14 protein-coding genes are annotated in these 17,672 nt (G+C 67.8%); 6 read left to right on the plus strand and 8 right to left on the minus strand.

The features are described 5' to 3' along the window. Nucleotides 1-135: 135 nt before the first annotated feature. The 5 genes from secF to queA form a co-directional block, all read right to left on the minus strand. Nucleotides 136-1,086: a protein translocase subunit SecF gene (gene secF / locus WS96_RS19085; protein ID WP_034206449.1), complete on the minus strand. Its 951-nt coding sequence runs from the start codon at nucleotides 1,084-1,086 to the stop codon at nucleotides 136-138. Nucleotides 1,087-1,104: 18 nt separating this feature from the next. Next, the gene (secD, locus tag WS96_RS19090) at nucleotides 1,105-3,135 is read right to left on the minus strand and encodes a protein translocase subunit SecD (protein WP_059834581.1); all 2,031 of its coding nucleotides are present in this window, start codon (nucleotides 3,133-3,135) and stop codon (nucleotides 1,105-1,107) included. A gap of 106 nt (nucleotides 3,136-3,241) precedes the next feature. Then, nucleotides 3,242-3,565 carry a preprotein translocase subunit YajC gene (gene yajC / locus WS96_RS19095; RefSeq protein WP_006476868.1) on the minus strand — a complete coding sequence of 108 codons (324 nt, stop codon included), beginning with the start codon at nucleotides 3,563-3,565 and terminating at the stop codon, nucleotides 3,242-3,244. 255 nt (nucleotides 3,566-3,820) lie between these two features. Continuing rightward, complete coding sequence (gene tgt, locus WS96_RS19100) at nucleotides 3,821-5,020, minus strand: tRNA guanosine(34) transglycosylase Tgt (RefSeq protein WP_059834583.1); 1,200 nt, start codon at nucleotides 5,018-5,020, stop codon at nucleotides 3,821-3,823. Nucleotides 5,021-5,200: 180 nt separating this feature from the next. Then, complete coding sequence (gene queA / locus WS96_RS19105; protein WP_059834585.1) at nucleotides 5,201-6,268, minus strand: tRNA preQ1(34) S-adenosylmethionine ribosyltransferase-isomerase QueA; 1,068 nt, start codon at nucleotides 6,266-6,268, stop codon at nucleotides 5,201-5,203. Between the two features lie 167 nt (nucleotides 6,269-6,435). On the opposite strand from queA, the gene recG reads away from it, so the two are divergent. The 6 genes from recG to ubiA all read left to right on the plus strand — a co-directional run bounded on the left by recG (nucleotide 6,436) and on the right by ubiA (nucleotide 14,639). Further along, the gene (gene recG, locus WS96_RS19110) at nucleotides 6,436-8,784 is read left to right on the plus strand and encodes an ATP-dependent DNA helicase RecG (RefSeq protein ID WP_059834587.1); all 2,349 of its coding nucleotides are present in this window, start codon (nucleotides 6,436-6,438) and stop codon (nucleotides 8,782-8,784) included. 126 nt (nucleotides 8,785-8,910) lie between these two features. Continuing rightward, nucleotides 8,911-9,870: a LysR substrate-binding domain-containing protein gene (locus WS96_RS19115; RefSeq protein WP_006754461.1), complete on the plus strand. Its 960-nt coding sequence runs from the start codon at nucleotides 8,911-8,913 to the stop codon at nucleotides 9,868-9,870. A 622-nt stretch (nucleotides 9,871-10,492) separates the two neighbouring features. Beyond that, a complete protein-coding gene (gene katG, locus WS96_RS19120; protein ID WP_059834589.1) occupies nucleotides 10,493-12,679 on the plus strand; it encodes a catalase/peroxidase HPI in 2,187 nt (728 codons plus the stop codon). 110 nt (nucleotides 12,680-12,789) lie between these two features. After that, nucleotides 12,790-12,960 carry a hypothetical protein gene (locus tag WS96_RS34085; RefSeq protein WP_179949959.1) on the plus strand — a complete coding sequence of 57 codons (171 nt, stop codon included), beginning with the start codon at nucleotides 12,790-12,792 and terminating at the stop codon, nucleotides 12,958-12,960. A gap of 120 nt (nucleotides 12,961-13,080) precedes the next feature. Next, nucleotides 13,081-13,569 (plus strand): non-specific DNA-binding protein DpsA, encoded by a 489-nt coding sequence (gene dpsA, locus WS96_RS19125; protein ID WP_034206455.1) that lies wholly within the window; start codon nucleotides 13,081-13,083, stop codon nucleotides 13,567-13,569. 206 nt (nucleotides 13,570-13,775) lie between these two features. Then, a complete protein-coding gene (ubiA, locus tag WS96_RS19130; RefSeq protein ID WP_059834591.1) occupies nucleotides 13,776-14,639 on the plus strand; it encodes a 4-hydroxybenzoate octaprenyltransferase in 864 nt (287 codons plus the stop codon). A gap of 110 nt (nucleotides 14,640-14,749) precedes the next feature. On the opposite strand, the gene proC is transcribed toward ubiA, so the two are convergent. The 3 genes from proC to glcF form a co-directional block, all read right to left on the minus strand. Continuing rightward, complete coding sequence (proC, locus tag WS96_RS19135) at nucleotides 14,750-15,562, minus strand: pyrroline-5-carboxylate reductase (RefSeq protein ID WP_059834593.1); 813 nt, start codon at nucleotides 15,560-15,562, stop codon at nucleotides 14,750-14,752. 53 nt (nucleotides 15,563-15,615) lie between these two features. Next, the gene (locus WS96_RS19140; RefSeq protein WP_034206458.1) at nucleotides 15,616-16,314 is read right to left on the minus strand and encodes a YggS family pyridoxal phosphate-dependent enzyme; all 699 of its coding nucleotides are present in this window, start codon (nucleotides 16,312-16,314) and stop codon (nucleotides 15,616-15,618) included. A 128-nt stretch (nucleotides 16,315-16,442) separates the two neighbouring features. Beyond that, nucleotides 16,443-17,669, minus strand: a complete 1,227-nt coding sequence (gene glcF, locus WS96_RS19145) for a glycolate oxidase subunit GlcF (RefSeq protein WP_034206459.1) — start codon at nucleotides 17,667-17,669, stop codon at nucleotides 16,443-16,445. Nucleotides 17,670-17,672: the final 3 nt, after the last annotated feature.

The raw sequence follows: 17,672 nt of genomic DNA on the forward strand, positions 1-17,672 counted from the left end.
CGCGACGGGGCAGGGCGGTGACGATTGTAGCCGACCCTCGCGACCGCGCCGACCGCGTGCCGTACCGCGGTGGCCCCGCACATAAAAAAACCGGCCCAAACGGGCCGGTTTTTCGAAGCCGAAACGGCGTGGCGCTCAAACCTGCGCGCCGGCGTTCGGATCGTCCGGATCGTGCGCGGCCTTCTTTTCCTTGATCAGGTCTTCGCGCTTGATGCCGAGCCACATCGCGAGCGAGCCCGCGACGAACACCGACGAGTAGATGCCGAACATGATGCCGACCGTCAGCGCGAGCGCGAAGTAGTGCAGCGTCGGGCCGCCGAAGAAGAACATCGACAGCACCATCATTTCCGTCGACGTGTGCGTGATGATCGTGCGCGACATCGTGGTCGTGATCGCGTGGTTGATCACTTCCTGCACGCTCATCTTGCGTTCGCGGCGGAACGTTTCGCGGATCCGGTCGAAGATGACGACCGACTCGTTGACCGAGTAGCCGAGCACCGCGAGGATCGCCGCGAGCACCGCCAGCGAGAACTCCCACTGGAAGAACGCGAAGAAGCCGAGAATGATCACGACGTCGTGCAGGTTGGCGATGATGCCGGCCACCGCGTACTTCCATTCGAAGCGGAACGACAGGTAGATCACGATGCCGATCACGACGCACGCGAGCGCGAGCAGACCGTCGGTCGCGAGCTCGCGGCCGACTTGCGGGCCGACGAACTCGACGCGCTGCAGCGTCACGTCCGGGCTCTGCGCCTTCAGCGCGCCCATCACCTGGTCGCTCTGCTGCGCGGACGTGAGGCCTTCCTTCAGTTGCAGGCGGATCAGCACGTTGCGCGACGTGCCGAAGTTCTGCACCTGCGCATCGGCATAGCCGAGCTTGCCGAGCGTCGCGCGCACGGGTTCGAGCTGCGCGGCCTGCTGGTACTGGACCTCGATCACCGTGCCGCCGGTGAATTCGACGGACAGGTGCAGCCCGCGGTGGAACAGGAAGAACACGGCGGCGAGGAACGTGACCAGCGAGATCACGTTGAACACCAGCGCGTGCCGCATGAACGGAATGTCTTTACGGATGCGGAAAAATTCCATGGCTTCGTCTCCGGGGCCTTATTGGGTCGAGCCCGGTTTCTTCGGCGACACGCCTTGCTGCGCGCGGTTGCGCAACTGCGGCTTGCCGGCGCGCGGCGCGTTGCTCTTCGCGGGGGCGGCGAGCTTCGCGGCACGGGCGGTGTCGGTCGATTCGTCGGCCGCGTCGAACGACGCGCCGGCGGCACCGGCAGCGGCGCCTTCCGGCTTCCACACCTGGCCGATCGCGAGCGACTTCAGCTTCTTGCGGCCGCCGTACCAGAGGTTGACGATCCCGCGCGAGAAGAACACCGCGGAGAACATCGACGTCAGGATGCCGAGGCAGTGCACGATCGCGAACGCGCGAACCGGGCCCGAGCCGAACGCGAGCAGCGCGAGGCCGGCGATCAGCGTCGTGACGTTCGAGTCGAGAATCGTCGCCCACGCGTGCGCGTAGCCGGCCTGGATCGCGAGCTGCGGCGGCTGGCCGGCGCGCAGTTCCTCGCGCACGCGCTCGTTGATCAGCACGTTCGAGTCGATCGCCATGCCGAGCGCGAGCGCGATGGCCGCGATGCCCGGCAGCGTCAGCGTCGCCTGCATCAGCGACAGCACGGCGACGAGCAGCAACAGGTTCACCGACAGGCCGATCACCGACACCACGCCGAACAGCATGTAGTACGCGACCATGAACACGGCGATCGCGCAGAAGCCCCAGATCACCGAGTGGATGCCCATCTTGATGTTGTCGGCGCCGAGGCTCGGGCCGATCGTGCGTTCCTCGATGATGTCCATCGGCGCGGCGAGCGAACCGGCGCGCAGCAGCAGCGCGAGGTCGGCCGCGGCCTGCGGCGTCGGCTGGCCCGTGATCTGGAAGCGGTCGCCGAGTTCGGACTGGATCGTCGCGACCGTCAGCACTTCGCCCTTGCCCTTCTCGAACAGCACCATCGCCATCGGCTTGCCGATGTTCTCGCGCGACACCGCGCGCACCGCGCGGCCGCCCGCCGAATCGAGGCGGATGTTGACCGACGGACGCTGGTGATCGTCGAAGCCGGCCGACGCGTCGATGATGCGATCGCCGGTGAAGATCACGTCCTTCTTCAGCAGCACGGGCGCCTGGTTGCCCTGCGTGAACAGTTCCTCGCCCGGCGGCACGGGGTCGTTCGGGTTCGGGTGCGTGTTGATCGGGTCGGCGAGGCGCGCCTCGAGCGTCGCGGTGCGGCCGATGATGTCCTTCGCCTTCGCGGTGTCCTGCACGCCCGGCAGTTCGACGACGATGCGGTCGCTGCCTTGCTGCTGCAGGATCGGCTCGGACACGCCGAGTTCGTTCACGCGGTTGTGGAGGGTGGTCAGGTTCTGCTTGAGCGCGGCGTCTTCCACGGACTTCTGCACGGCCGGCGTGAAGGTGCCGACCACCTGCGTGCCGCCGCCGCCGGGCTGCGTCGCCCATTGCAGCTCGGTGATCGACGCGGCGAGCACCTTGCGGGCGTCTTCCGCCGTCTGCGCATCGCTGAAGTTGACGACCACGGACTGCTCGACGCGGCTCACGCCGCCGTCGCGGATGTTCTTGTCGCGCAGCAGCGTGCGCGCGTCGGACGCGTCGGAGTCGAGCTTCTTCGTGAGCGCGCCCGTCATGTCGACCTGGAGCAGGAAGTGCACACCGCCGCGCAGGTCGAGGCCGAGATACATCGGCAGCGCGTGCAGGGCGGTCAGCCAGCGCGGCGACGCGCTTTGCAGGTTCAGTGCGACGACGTACTGCGGATCGTTCGGGTCGGCGTTCAGCGACTTCTGCAGCAGGTCCTTGACGCGCAGCTGCGTATCGGTGTCCTTCAGGCGCACGCGGATGTTCGCGTTGGTCGCCGTGTTCTCGAAGGTGACGTCGTCCGGCGTGATCTGCGCGGACGCGAGCGCCGATTCGACCTGGGTCAGCGTGGCCGAGTCGAGCTTGACCGTGGCCTTGCCGCTCGACACCTGCACCGCCGGCGCTTCGCCGAAGAAGTTGGGCAATGTGTACAGAAGGCCGATGGCGAGCGCCACGACCATCACGACATATTTCCAGAGTGGATAACGATTCATGAGGGGGCCGAACGGGTGGTTGGCGTGAAAGCGTCGCGTCCGGCGCCGCGGCGGCCCGCTCTCTCAGGCGGGCACGGCGCGGGGAGCCGGACGCTCGGTATAAGCCTTACAGCGACTTGATCGTGCCCTTCGGCAGAATGGTCGTGACGGCAGCCTTCTGCACGGTGATTTCGGTGCCTTCGGCGATTTCGACGCCGATGTAGCCTTCGGTGACCTTCGTCACCTTGCCGACGAGGCCGCCGCTCGTGACGACTTCGTCGCCCTTCGCCATGGCCGCGAGCATGTTGCGGTGTTCCTTCTGGCGCTTCATCTGCGGACGGATCATGATGAAGTACAGCACCGCGAACATCAGGATGAGCGGCAGGAAGCTCATCAGGCTCGATTCGGCGCCACCGGCACCTTGCGCGAAGGCATTGGAAATGAACGGCACGTTGGTCTCTCCGTAGGGGAAGATCGAAAAATAAGCCGGTTATTCTACCACCGGCCCCATGCGCAAACGGCGCGGCAAATGCGCTTTCGGATCAAGCTGTTAAAGCGCGAACCGATACCGTTGCGGCTTGCCTGGAAAGGCAATTGTAATGTTTGATGGCTCGGTTCGGCGGGCGGGCCGGGGTTTTTTAGTGCGTGTCCTATTGGATATGGTTTTCTTTCAGGTCGTGTCCTACAGGGGCCGCCCGCCGGCCGGTCAGTCGACCCCTCTCGCGCGATCCTCCGCGAAGCGCTGCCGGAACGCGTCGAACGTATGCGTTTCGATCGCGTCGCGGATCTCGCTCATCAGTTGCAGGTAGTAGTGCAGGTTGTGGATCGTGTTGAGCTGCGCGCCGAGGATTTCGCCGACCCGGTGCAGGTGATGCAGGTAGCCGCGCGAGAAATTCTGGCACGTGTAGCACGTGCAGCTCGCATCGAGCGGCTTCAGCGAGTTCTTGTGCGTCGCGTTGCGGATCTTCACGTCGCCGAAGCGCGTGAAGAGCCAGCCGTTGCGCGCGTTGCGGGTCGGCATCACGCAGTCGAACATGTCGACGCCGTTCGCGACGCCTTCGACCAGATCCTCCGGCGTGCCGACGCCCATCAGGTAGTGCGGCTTGTTCGCCGGCAGCTTCGGGCCGACGTGGCGCAGCACGCGCATCATGTCCTCCTTCGGCTCGCCGACCGACAGCCCCCCGATCGCGAGGCCGTGGAAGCCGAGTTCGGACAGGCCCGCGAGCGATTCGTCGCGCAAGTCCTCGAACATCCCGCCCTGCACGATCCCGAACAGCGCGTTCGGATTGCCGAGCCGGTCGAATTCGTCGAGCGAGCGCTTCGCCCAGCGCAGCGACATGCGCATCGAGTCGGCCGCTTCCTTGTGCGTGGTCGGCACGCCGTTGGTCGCGTACGGCGTGCATTCGTCGAACTGCATCACGATGTCCGAGTTCAGCACCTTCTGGATCTGCATCGACACTTCCGGCGACAGGAACAGCTTGTCGCCGTTGATCGGCGACGCGAACGTGACGCCGTCCTCGGTGATCTTGCGCAGGTCGCCGAGCGAGAACACCTGGAAGCCGCCCGAGTCGGTCAGGATCGGCTTGTTCCAGCCCATGAAGCCGTGCAGGCCGCCGTGCGCGTCGATCGTGTCGAGGCCCGGGCGCAGCCACAGGTGGAACGTGTTGCCGAGGATGATCTGGGCCTTGATTTCGTGCAGTTCGCGCGGCTGGATCGCCTTCACGGTGCCGTACGTGCCGACCGGCATGAAGATCGGCGTCTCGACCGTGCCGTGGTTGAGCTTCACGCGGCCGCGGCGCGCGTGGCCGTCGGTCGTCAGCAGTTCGAATTCGAGCCCGTTCGCGGGGCGGTCCTGCACGGGGGCGTGCGTATCAGCGGGCGTATCGTGGGATGAACCTTCGGTCATCGCGTCATTCTCCTTGCCACCGGAAAACAGTCCGGCGCATGTTGGTAACGCCGCCGGGCAGCCGGCGGCGGGGAAAAGCGGGGGCGCGCAAAAGCGTAGCGCGCGCAGCGGGAATACGGGCGTCGCGATGCAACGGCGGCCGCGCGGTGCGTGGCGCGCGGGCCGTCGCGCCCGCTGTACTTACGCGCGCGGCGCCTCCGGCGTGTCGCGTCGCGTGAGCAGCATCGCGTCGCCGTAGCTGAAGAAGCGGTAGCGTTCGGCGATCGCGTGCCGGTACGCGGCGCGGATCGTCTCGACGCCCGCGAACGCGGATACCAGCATCAGCAGCGTCGATTTCGGCAGGTGGAAGTTCGTGACGAGCCGGTCGACCACGCGGAAACGGTAGCCGGGCGTGATGAAGATGTCGGTTTCGGCCTGCGTCGCCGCGAGCGGGCGGCCCGCTTCGTCGGCCGAGCGCGCGGCGGCTTCGAGCGCGCGCATCGACGTCGTGCCCACCGCGATCACGTTGCCGCCGCGGGCGCGGGTCGCGGCGATCCTTTCGACGAGCGACTGCGGCAGGTCGTACCACTCGCTGTGCATCTTGTGCTCGGCGATGTTCTCGACGCGCACCGGCTGGAACGTGCCGGCGCCGACGTGCAGCGTCAGCGTCGCGCGCTCGACGCCCATCGCGTCGAGCTTCTCCAGCAGCGGCTGGTCGAAATGGAGCCCGGCCGTCGGCGCGGCGACCGCGCCCGGGTTGCTCGCGTAGACGGTCTGGTAGCGCGTTTCGTCGGTCGCGTCGGGATCGTGCTCGATGTAGGGCGGCAGCGGCAGGCGGCCGTACTGCTCGATCAGCTCGAGGCACGGCGCGGGGAAGTGCAGCGTGAAGAACGGCTCGACGCGCTCGCCGACCGTCACGTCGAACGCATCGGCGAGGCGCAGCGTCGTGCCGGCGCCCGGCGACTTGCTCGCGCGGATCTGCGCGAGCGCCGTGTGCGTGCCGGTCACGCGCTCGATCAGCACCTCGATCTTGCCGCCGCTGGCCTTCTGGCCGAAGAACCGCGCCTTCAGCACCTTGGTATCGTTGAACACGAGCAGGTCGCCTGCCGCGATGCACGACGGCAGCTCGGTGAAACGACGGTCGACGAGGCGCGCGGGCTCGGCGGTGCCGTCGACCTCGAGCAGGCGGCTCGCGGTGCGATCGGGCAGCGCGGTCTGTGCAATCAGCTCGGGCGGCAGATTGAAATCGAAATCGGAAAGCGTGAACATGCGGGCTGGTTCGAAACGGCCGGCGGGCGCCGCCGACAGGGCGGAAACGCGTAAACGGCGCGCGCGAGCCGCTATGATGGCGGGATGCGCGGCCTGGCCGGCGCCGTTCGTTCGGACGACGTGAAAGCCGCTATTGTACTTGCCTTGCGAAGCACCCAGACGATCCGATGCCCGTATCACCCCGCCGCTCCTCCGCCGCCGTTGCCGATTCCGCCGATCCGTTCGACGCGGACGATGCCGTGCCGCCCGCGCAAGCCGCGGGCGAGCGCGCCGCGCCGCGTGGCGCGGCATCGCGTCGCGCGGGCCCGAAGCGCGGCGCCGACGGGCGGCTCGCGCAGCCGGCCGCGGCCGCGCCCGGCGTCGAACCCGGCGCGGACGGCGACGAAGCGGCGGAAGCGGGCGCACCCGGCGCATCCGGCACGAACCGCAAGAAGAAGCCGGCCGCGGACAAACCCGTGAAAACCGCCGACAAGCTCGCGAAGCTCGGCCTCACGCGCTCGATCGATCTCGTGCTGCATCTGCCGATGCGCTACGAGGACGAAACCACGCTCACGCCGATCGGCGAACTGCTGCCGGGCGGCATCGCGCAGACCGAAGGCGTCGTGTTCGACAACGAGGTCGCGTACCGGCCGCGCCGCCAACTCGTCGTGAAGATCCAGGACGACGACGGCGAGCAGCTCGTGCTGCGCTTCCTGAATTTCTACGGCTCGCAGGTCAAGCAGATGGCCGTCGGCCAGCGGCTGCGCGTGCGCGGCGACGTGCGCGGCGGCTTCTTCGGGATGGAGATGGTGCATCCGGCCGTGCGCGTCGTCGAAGCCGATGCGCCGCTGCCGCAGGTGCTCACGCCCGTCTACCCGAGCACGGCCGGCGTGTCGCAGGCGTATCTGCGCAAGGCGATCGAGAACGCGGTCGAGCGCACGCCGCTGCCCGAGCTGCTGCCGCCCGAGATCGAGCGCGACTACCTGAAGCCGCTCGGCGTGCCGACGCTCGCGCAGGCCGTGCGGATCCTGCACCACCCGGGCGTCGATTCCGACGAAGCCGCGCTGATGGACGGCTCGCATCCGGCATGGACGCGCATCAAGTTCGAGGAGCTGCTCGCGCAGCAACTGTCGCTCAAGCGGGCGCACGAGGAGCGCCGCACCCGCGCCGCGCCCGCGATGCCGCGCCGCGCCGCGACCGATACCGACGCGTTGACCACGCGCCTTTACGCGGCGCTGCCGTTCACGTTGACCGGCGCGCAGGCGCGCGTCGTCGACGAGATCGCGCACGACCTCACGCTCGCGCATCCGATGCAGCGCCTGCTGCAGGGCGACGTCGGCAGCGGCAAGACGGTCGTCGCGGCGCTGGCCGCCACGCAGGCGATCGACGCCGGCTACCAGGCCGCGCTGATGGCGCCGACCGAAATCCTCGCGGAACAGCACGCGCGCAAGCTGCGCGCATGGCTCGAGCCGCTCGGCGTCACGGTCGCATGGCTCGCGGGCAGCCTGAAGGCGAAGGAGAAACGCGCGGCGATCGAGGCCGCCGCGCTCGGCACCGCGCAGCTCGTGATCGGCACGCACGCGATCATCCAGGACACGGTCGAATTCGCGCGGCTCGGCCTCGTGATCGTCGACGAGCAGCACCGTTTCGGCGTCGAGCAGCGTCTCGCGTTGCGCGCGAAGGCCGCGAATGCCGCCAACGGCGCGCGCGACTTTCAGCCGCACCAGCTGATGATGTCGGCCACGCCGATTCCGCGCACGCTCGCGATGACGTACTACGCGGACCTCGAGGTATCGACGATCGACGAGTTGCCGCCCGGCCGCACGCCCGTGCTGACGCGCCTCGTCGGCGACGCGCGGCGCGACGAAGTGATCGCCCGCGTGCGCGAGGCCGCGCTGACCGGGCGCCAGGTGTATTGGGTGTGCCCGCTGATCGAGGAGAGCGAGACGCTGCAGTTGCAGACGGCCGTCGAAACCTACGAGACGCTGGCCGCGGCGCTTCCCGAGTTGAAGGTCGGCCTCGTGCACGGCCGCCTGTCGCCGGCCGACAAGGCGGCCGTGATGGAAGCGTTCACGCGCAACGAAGTGCAGTTGCTGGTCGCGACGACCGTGATCGAAGTCGGCGTCGACGTGCCGAACGCGTCGCTGATGGTGATCGAGCACGCGGAGCGGTTCGGCCTCGCGCAGCTGCACCAGTTGCGCGGCCGCGTCGGGCGCGGCACCGCGGCGTCGGTGTGCGTGCTGCTGTACACCGGGCCGCTGTCGATCGCCGGCCGCGAGCGGCTGAAGACGATGCGCGAAACGACCGACGGTTTCGAGATCGCGCGGCGCGACCTCGAAATCCGCGGGCCCGGCGAATTCCTCGGCGCGCGCCAGTCGGGCGCGGCGATGCTGCGTTTTGCGAACCTCGAGACCGACGGCTGGCTGATCGATCCTGCCCGCGAGGCCGCGGCGCGGCTGATCGCCGCGTATCCGGAGGTCGTCACGCAGCATCTCGCGCGCTGGCTCGGCGCGCGCGAGCAGTACCTGAAGGCCTGATCGACCGGCTTGGGGCCGGATCGGAGGCCGCCACTCGACGCATCGCGATGCAGAGAAACTTGGCGAACCTGGGTCAGAGGGTGTATAAATTAAACCTATCGCCTGTATATCTCTGATTGACCCACAATGACCCTGACTGAATTGAAGTACATCGTCGCGGTCGCGCGCGAGCGGCATTTCGGTCGCGCGGCCGAAGCGTGCTTCGTGAGCCAGCCGACCCTGTCGGTGGCGATCAAGAAGCTCGAAGACGAGCTCAACGTGCAGATTTTCGAGCGCGGCGCGAGCGAAGTGAGCGTGACGCCGATCGGCGACCAGATCGTCACCCAGGCGCAGCGCGTGCTCGAGCAGACCTTCGCGATCAAGGAGATCGCGAAGCAGGGCAAGGACCCGCTCGTCGGCCCGTTCCGCCTCGGCGTGATCTACACGATCGGGCCGTACCTGCTGCCGACGCTCGTCAAGCAGATGATCCAGCGTGTCCCGCAGATGCCGCTGATGCTGCAGGAGAACTACACGCTGAAGCTGCTCGAACTGCTGAAGCAGGGCGAGATCGACGCCGCGATCATGGCGCTGCCGTTCCCCGAAACCGGCCTGATGGTGCGACCGCTGTACGACGAGCCGTTCGTCGTCGCGCTGCCGGCCGGCCATCCGTGGGAGAAGCGCGACGAAATCGACGCCGAGGATCTGAAGCAGGAAACCATGCTGCTGCTCGGCAACGGCCACTGCTTCCGCGATCACGTGCTCGGCGTGTGTCCGGAACTGATGCGCTTCTCGCAGACGGCCGACGGCATCCAGAAGACGTTCGAGGGCTCGTCGCTCGAAACCATTCGCCACATGGTCGCGAGCGGCGTCGGCATCACCGTGCTGCCGCGGATGTCGGTCGCCGAGATCGGCCCGCGCGCGAACGGCCCCGATGCCGAGCTGCTGTCGTACGTGCCGTTCAACGAACCGGTGCCCGACCGCCGCGTGGTGCTCGTGTGGCGCAAGAGCTTCACGCGGATGCCGGCGATCGACGCGATCAGCGACGCGATTGCCGCATGCGAGCTGCCGGGCGTCGCGAAGCTCGACATGCCGGCCACGATGAACTGACGCGCCGACGAGGCGTGTGGCAGCGTGATGAACGGGGTCGTGCGACCCCGTTTATTTTTCCCTATTGCATAGATGAAATTTATCAAATTCAAATAATTAATAGATATAGATAGAATCCTCTACATGGATCGATGTCGAGCCGATGTGCGAGATGCACGTTGGATGCAAGCGTCAAAGGAGGATGTCATGATGCGGTCGGTATTGAAGCACGCGCAGCGGAACATCCCGTCGCGCGACACGGTCGTACATCGCGCCAGGGCGGCGGTTCGCGGCCTGCGCCCGATTGCGTTCGCGTACCTGGCGGACCGTGTGTATGGCGGATGAGTGCCGCCGCACGCCGGTCCTGTGTTCCCCCGATTCACCTGCCGTCGAGCCATGAGGGAGCATCGCATGTCCGATAGTCGAAAAACCGCCCGCGTCGTCGGCACGACGACTGCCGGCAGCCGCTTCCCCGAGTGCCCCGCCTGCGGCGCACGGCAACGGGAACGCGCGTCCAGGGCCGCGCACGACATCCCGTAGTACGACAGGAGGACCCGCCTGTTCCGTTTCTTATCCCCCCGCAACGCTCCACGAACCGCGCCCGGCACGTGGGGGCCTACGAGCCAGTGAAGGAGAAAAAAGCATGTCGAACGAAACGAAGTGCCCGTTCAACCACACCGCAGGCAGCGGCACGACGAACAAGGACTGGTGGCCGAATCAGCTGAACCTGAACGTCCTGCATCGGCACTCGGCGCTGTCCGATCCGATGGACGCGGATTTCGACTACGCCGAGGCGTTCAAGAAGCTGGATCTCGCCGCGGTGAAGCAGGACCTGCACGCGCTAATGACGACGTCGCAGGACTGGTGGCCGGCCGACTTCGGCCACTACGGCGGCCTGTTCGTGCGCATGGCATGGCATAGCGCCGGCACGTACCGCACGGCCGACGGCCGCGGCGGCGCGGGCGGCGGGCAGCAGCGCTTCGCGCCGCTCAACAGCTGGCCGGACAACGTGAGCCTCGACAAGGCGCGCCGCCTGCTCTGGCCGATCAAGCAGAAGTACGGCCGCAACATCTCGTGGGCCGACCTGCTGATCCTGACCGGCAACGTCGCGCTCGAATCGATGGGCTTCAAGACGTTCGGCTATGCCGGCGGCCGCGTCGATACGTGGGAACCGGACGACGTCTACTGGGGCTCGGAAAAGATCTGGCTGGAACTGAGCGGCGGCCCGAACAGCCGCTACACGGGCAAGCGCGAGCTCGAAAGCCCGCTCGCCGCGGTGCAGATGGGCCTGATCTACGTGAACCCGGAAGGCCCGGACGGCAACCCCGACCCGGTCGCCGCCGCGCACGACATCCGCGAGACGTTCGCGCGGATGGCGATGAACGACGAGGAAACGGTCGCGCTGATCGCGGGCGGCCACACGTTCGGCAAGACGCACGGCGCCGGCCCGGCCTCGAACGTCGGTCCCGAGCCGGAAGCCGCGGGCCTCGAGCAGCAGGGCCTCGGCTGGAAGAGCACGTTCGGCACGGGCAAGGGCAAGGACACGATCACGAGCGGTCTCGAAGTCACGTGGACGTCGACGCCGACGAAGTGGAGCAACGACTTCTTCAAGCACCTGTTCAGCTACGAGTGGGAGCTCACGAAGAGCCCGGCCGGCGCGCACCAGTGGGTCGCGAAGGATGCGGACGAGATCATTCCGGACGCGTACGACGCATCGAAGAAGCATCGTCCGACGATGCTGACGACCGACCTGTCGCTGCGTTTCGACCCGGCCTACGAAAAGATCTCGCGCCGTTTCTACGAGAACCCGGACGAATTCGCCGACGCGTTCGCACGCGCGTGGTTCAAGCTCACGCACCGCGACATGGGGCCGCGCGCCCGTTATCTCGGCCCGGAAGTCCCGGCGGAACACCTGCTGTGGCAGGACCCGATCCCGGCCGTCGATCACCCGCTGATCGACGCCGCCGACGTCGCCGCGCTGAAGGCGAAGGTGCTGGCGACGGGCCTGTCGGTGTCGCAGCTCGTGTCGACCGCCTGGGCGTCCGCGTCGACGTTCCGCGGCTCGGACAAGCGCGGCGGCGCGAACGGTGCGCGCATTCGCCTCGCGCCGCAGAAGGACTGGGAAGTGAACCGCCCGGCCGAACTCGCGGCGGTGCTCGAAACGCTCGAAGGCGTGCAGAAGGCGTTCAACGATGCGCAGACGGACGGCAAGAAGGTGTCGCTGGCCGACCTGATCGTGCTGGCCGGTGCGGCCGGCGTCGAGCAGGCCGCGAAGAATGCGGGTATCGCGGTCGCCGTGCCGTTCGCGCCGGGCCGGATGGATGCGTCGCAGGAAGAAACCGACGTCGACGCGATGGCCGTGCTCGAGCCGCTCGCCGACGGTTTCCGCAACTTCCTGAAGCACGCGTACAAGACGCCGGCCGAGGCGCTGCTGGTCGACAAGGCCCAGTTGCTGACGCTGAGCGCACCGGAGATGACGGTGCTCGTCGGTGGCCTGCGCGTGCTCGGTGCGAATGCCGGCGATGCGAAGCATGGCGTGTTCACCGATCGTCCGGAAACGCTGACGAACGACTTCTTCGTGAACCTGCTCGACATGGGCACGGAATGGAAGCCGGTGTCGGCCGCGAACGACGTGTTCGAAGGGCGCGATCGCGCGACGGGCGAGCTCAAGTGGACGGGCACGCGCGTCGACCTGATCTTCGGTTCGCATGCGCAACTGCGTGCGCTGGCCGAGGTGTACGGCAGCGCGGACGCGAAGGAGAAGTTCGTGCGCGATTTCGTCGCGGCCTGGAACAAGGTGATGAACCTCGACCGCTTCGACCTCGCATGAACCCGGCCGCATCCCGATGCGGTGATGCGGTGATGCAGTAACGTGAAACGGCCGGTCCGGCGACCGGCCGTTTCTTCCCTGAACGATGTCTTGTCAAAGGAGTGACGACCATGACGCAAATGATGCTCGACATGCGCGCGGCCGCGTTGCCCATTCTGCGATCGCCGATGGAGCTGGCGCGCTACGTCGTCGGCTTCGCGATCGTCGTCGGCGGAGCGGCGGAGCTGGCCTCGCAGGCGCTGCACGCGCTCGCGCCGGTCGTGTCGGCCGCCGGCGGTTGATGGCGGCAACGGATTCGCGACGCTAGACTGGCGAGTCGCGAACGGATGCCGCGCGATGCGGCATGCGGATTGCCCGATGCATTTTCGCCGGTTCGACATTTCGAATGAGGAGTCCCGAAGATGGCCAAGAAAGGCAACGCCACGCAGATCAACATCGGCATCAGCGACAAGGATCGCAAGAACATCGCGGAGGGCCTGTCGCGCCTGCTCGCCGATACGTTTTCGCTGTACCTGAAGACCCACAATTTCCACTGGAACGTGACCGGACCGATGTTCAACACGCTGCACCTGATGTTCGAGGAGCAGTACAACGAACTATGGCTCGCGGTCGACTCCGTCGCCGAGCGCATTCGCACGCTGGGCGTCGTCGCGCCCGGCACGTTCGGCGATTTCGCGAAACTGTCGTCGGTCCCGGAAGCGAAGGGCGTGCCGGCCGCCGAGGAGATGATCCGCCAGCTCGTCGAAGGGCACGAGACGGTCGTGCGCACCGCGCGCGAAATCTTCCCGATCGCCGATGCGGCGAGCGACGAGCCGACCGCCGACCTGCTCACGCAGCGCCTGCAGACGCACGAAAAGACCGCATGGATGCTGCGGTCGCTGCTCGCGTGAGCCCGAAGCCGCTGGCGCGTCGGGCCGGGCCCGGGCGGGCCGGCTCCGAATCTGTCCCTGGATCGATGTCCGTCGCCGCGCGGCCGTGCGCAGCGGGCCGCGGCGGCCGGCCCGCCCGCCGCGACCGTGGGCTGCGGGTCGCGCCGACATGACGCGCGGCGCCGCTCGGCTCTAAAATGCCGGGATTCTCTTCCTGGTGCTTCGCCATGCTTGCCCGCTTTCCCCTGTATCTGCGGCTCGTCCGGATGGACAAGCCGATCGGCAGCCTGCTGCTGCTGTGGCCGACGCTCAACGCGCTGTGGATCGCATCGGACGGCCAGCCGCGCTGGCCGCTGCTCGTGATCTTCACGCTCGGCACGCTGCTGATGCGCTCGGCCGGCTGCGCGATCAACGATTATGCCGACCGCGATTTCGATCGCCACGTGAAGCGCACGGCCGACCGGCCGCTGACGTCGGGCAAGATCCGGGCATGGGAGGCCGTCGCGATCGCGGTCGGGCTGTCGTTCGTCGCGTTCCTGCTGATCCTGCCGCTCAATACGCTGACGAAAGAATTGTCGGTCGTCGCGCTGTTCGTCGCCGGCTCCTACCCGTTCATGAAGCGCTTCTTCGCGATTCCGCAGGCGTATCTCGGCATCGCGTTCGGCTTCGGCATCCCGATGGCGTTCGCGGCCGTGCAGGACACGGTGCCGGTGCTGGCGTGGGTGATGCTGGTCGCGAACATCTTCTGGTCGGTCGCGTACGACACCGAATATGCGATGGTCGATCGCGACGACGACATCAAGATCGGCATCCGCACGTCCGCGCTGACGTTCGGCCGCTTCGACGTCGCGGCCGTGATGGCGTGCTACGCGGTGACGCTCGGCATCTACGTGTGGATCGGCGTGACGCTCGGCTTCGGCATCGCGTACTGGGCCGGCTGGGCGGCGGCGCTCGGCTGCGCGCTGTATCACTACACGCTGATCAAGGGTCGCGAACGGATGCCGTGCTTCGCGGCGTTCCGCCACAACAACTGGCTCGGCGGCGTGCTGTTCGCGGGCATCGCCGCGCATTACCTGCTGGCCGCTCGCTGAACGACACCCCGACATATCGCGCCTTTGCGGGCGGCGCCAACGAAAAAAGCGACCCGACGGTCGCTTTTTTTACGCCAGGCACCGGCGCAAACCGACGCCGCTTGTCGCGCTTACGCGCGGCCGAGCTCGTCGCCCATTTCCTTCGCGCGCGCGTCGGCTGCGAGCGCGCCGCGCACGATCGCTTCCTTCACGCCCTGCGCGTCGAACGCCGCGAGCGCGGCGGCCGTCGTGCCGCCCTTCGACGTCACGCGTTCGCGCAGCACGCTCGCCGGCTCGCCCGATTGCGCGGCCAGTTGCGCGGCGCCCGCGAACGTCGCGACCGCGAGCGCGCGGCCCTGTTCGTCGTTCATGCCGAGACGGCGCGCGGCTTCCTGCAGCGCTTCGATGAAATAGAACACGTACGCGGGGCCGCTGCCCGAAATCGCCGTGACCGCGTCGAGCTGCGATTCGTCGTCGAACCACACGATCTCGCCGACCGCGCCGAGCACGCTCGACGCGAGTTCGCGGCCTGCCGCGTCGACGCCCGGCAGCGCGGCCAGGCCGGTCACGCCCATGCCGACCAGCGCCGGCGTGTTCGGCATCGTGCGCACGACGCGCGCGTAGCCGCCGAGCCAGCGGGCGAGATCCGTGCCGCGGATGCCGGCCGCGATGCTGATCACGAGCTGCGACTTCAGGTGCGGCGCGAGCGCCTGCGCGACGTCCTTCAGCACCTGCGGCTTCACCGCGAGCACGATCGCGTCGTAATCGGCGAGCGTGGCGTCGACGGCCGCGCCGGTGCGCACGCCGAATTGCTGCGCGGCGCGCGCGCGGACGTCTTCGTTGATGTCGATGGCATACAGGCCGTCCGCGGCGACGCCGCGCTTGATCAGGCCGCCGATCAGGGCCGCGGCCATGTTGCCGCCGCCGATGAATGCGATTTTCATGATGTCGGGAATGAGCGAGTGAGTGAACGGAAAGGCGGAAAAGAACGCGGCGTTCAGCGCGAGTAGTCGCGCGCGCCGAAGATCGCGGTGCCGACGCGCACGATCGTCGCGCCTTCGAGCACGGCCGCGTCGAGATCGGCGGACATGCCCATCGACAGCGTGTCGAGCGGCAGACCGTCGGCGCGCAACGCGTCGAACAACGCGCGCAGCGCGCGGTGCGGCGCGCGCTGCGCGTCGGTGTCGGCGGCCGGTTCGGGAATCGCCATCAGGCCGCGCAGCCGCAGCGACGGCAGCGCGGCGACCGCCCGCGCGACCTCGGCCACGTCGGCCGGCGCGACGCCGCTCTTCGACGCCTCGCCGCTGATGTTCACCTGCACGCATACGTTGAGCGGCGGCAGGTGCGCGGGGCGCTGTTCCGACAGGCGCTGCGCGATCTTCAGCCGGTCCACCGAATGGACCCAGTCGAAGCGCTCGGCGACGGGGCGCGTCTTGTTCGATTGCAGCGGTCCGATGAAATGCCATTCGAGGCTCGCGCGCAGGTCGGCGAGCGCGTCGATCTTGTCGATCGACTCCTGCACGTAGTTCTCGCCGAAGGCGCGCTGCCCAGCTGCATGCGCGGCGCGCACGTCGTCGGCCGGAAACGTCTTCGACACGGCGAGCAGCGATACGGTGGCGGGATCGCGGCCGGCCGCGCGGGCGGCGTCGGCGATGCGGCGGTGAACGGAGTCGAGACGGGCGGCGAGATCGGACATGACGGGCACGGAAGCAGGCACGCAGGCAGCGCGGAAACGGGCATGAAGCCGATGCGCGGCGATCCGCCGCGCATCGATCCGCTCATTATACGGACGCCGCGCGCCTACCCGTCATGCGTGAACGGGCGCTAGCCGTACAGCAGATGCTCGACGAGCTGGATCCAGTGAGCGACCGGCACCTGCGTGCCGCTTTGCAGATGCGCGATGCAGCCGATGTTGCCGGACACGATCATCTGCGGTTCGAGCGCCTGCAGCTTCAGCAGCTTCTGCTTGCGCAACCGGTACGACAGCGACGGCTGCGTCAGCGAATAGGTGCCGGCCGAGCCGCAGCACAGATGACTGTCGGCCGGCAGCCGCACGTCGATGCCGAGCGTTTCGAGCAGGCGCTCGACCTTGCCGCGCGACTGCTGCCCGTGCTGCAGCGTGCACGGCGGGTGGTACGCGACCGTATGGATCGCGCGGCGCCGGGCGATCGTCGCGAGTTCGGCCTCGAACGCGAGCAGCACGTCGGAGATGTCGCGCGTCAGCGACACGATACGCTGCGCTTTCTCCGCATAGGCCGGATCGTCGCGCAGCAGGTGCGCGTATTCGAGCACCGTCGCGCCGCAGCCCGATGCATTCATCACGATCGCCTCGGCGCCCTGTTCGACGTGGGGCCACCACGCGTCGATGTTGCGGCGCGCGTCGTCGAGCGCTTCGTCGTGATAGTTCAGATGCAGGCGGATCGCGCCGCAGCAGCCCGCGTCGGGCGAGACGACCGTCTCGATGCCGAGCGCGTCGAGCACGCGTGCGGTCGCGATGTTGATGTTCGGCAGCATCGACGGCTGCACGCAGCCGCCGAGCATCAGCATCTTGCGCGTATGCGTGCGGTGCGGCCATTCGAGCAGCCGCGTGCGCGGCGGCACCTTGTCGCGCAGCCGCTTCGGCAGCAGCGGCCGCACGTGCTGGCCGAGCCGCATCGCCGGCGAGAACAGCGCGGCGTTCGGCACGACGCTCGCGAGCACGCGGCGCATGAGCCGCTGCTGCGCGGGGCGTTCCACCTGCGCCTCCACGTGCTTGCGGCCGATCTCGACGAGCCGGCCGTACTGGACGCCGGACGGGCAGGTCGTCTCGCAGCTGCGGCAGGTGAGGCAGCGGTCGAGATGCTGTTGCGTGCTGCGCGTGACGGGCGCGCCTTCGACCATCTGCTTGATCAGGTAGATGCGTCCGCGCGGGCCGTCGAGTTCGTCGCCGAGCAGTTGATAGGTCGGGCAGGTCGCGGTGCAGAACCCGCAGTGCACGCATTTGCGCAGGATCGCGTCGGCCTCGTCGCCGTCGGGCGTATTGCGGATGAAATCGGCGAGGTTCGTTTGCATCCT

The sequence above is a fragment of the Burkholderia sp. MSMB1835 genome (assembly GCF_001526365.1).
Lineage (GTDB): Bacteria > Pseudomonadota > Gammaproteobacteria > Burkholderiales > Burkholderiaceae > Burkholderia.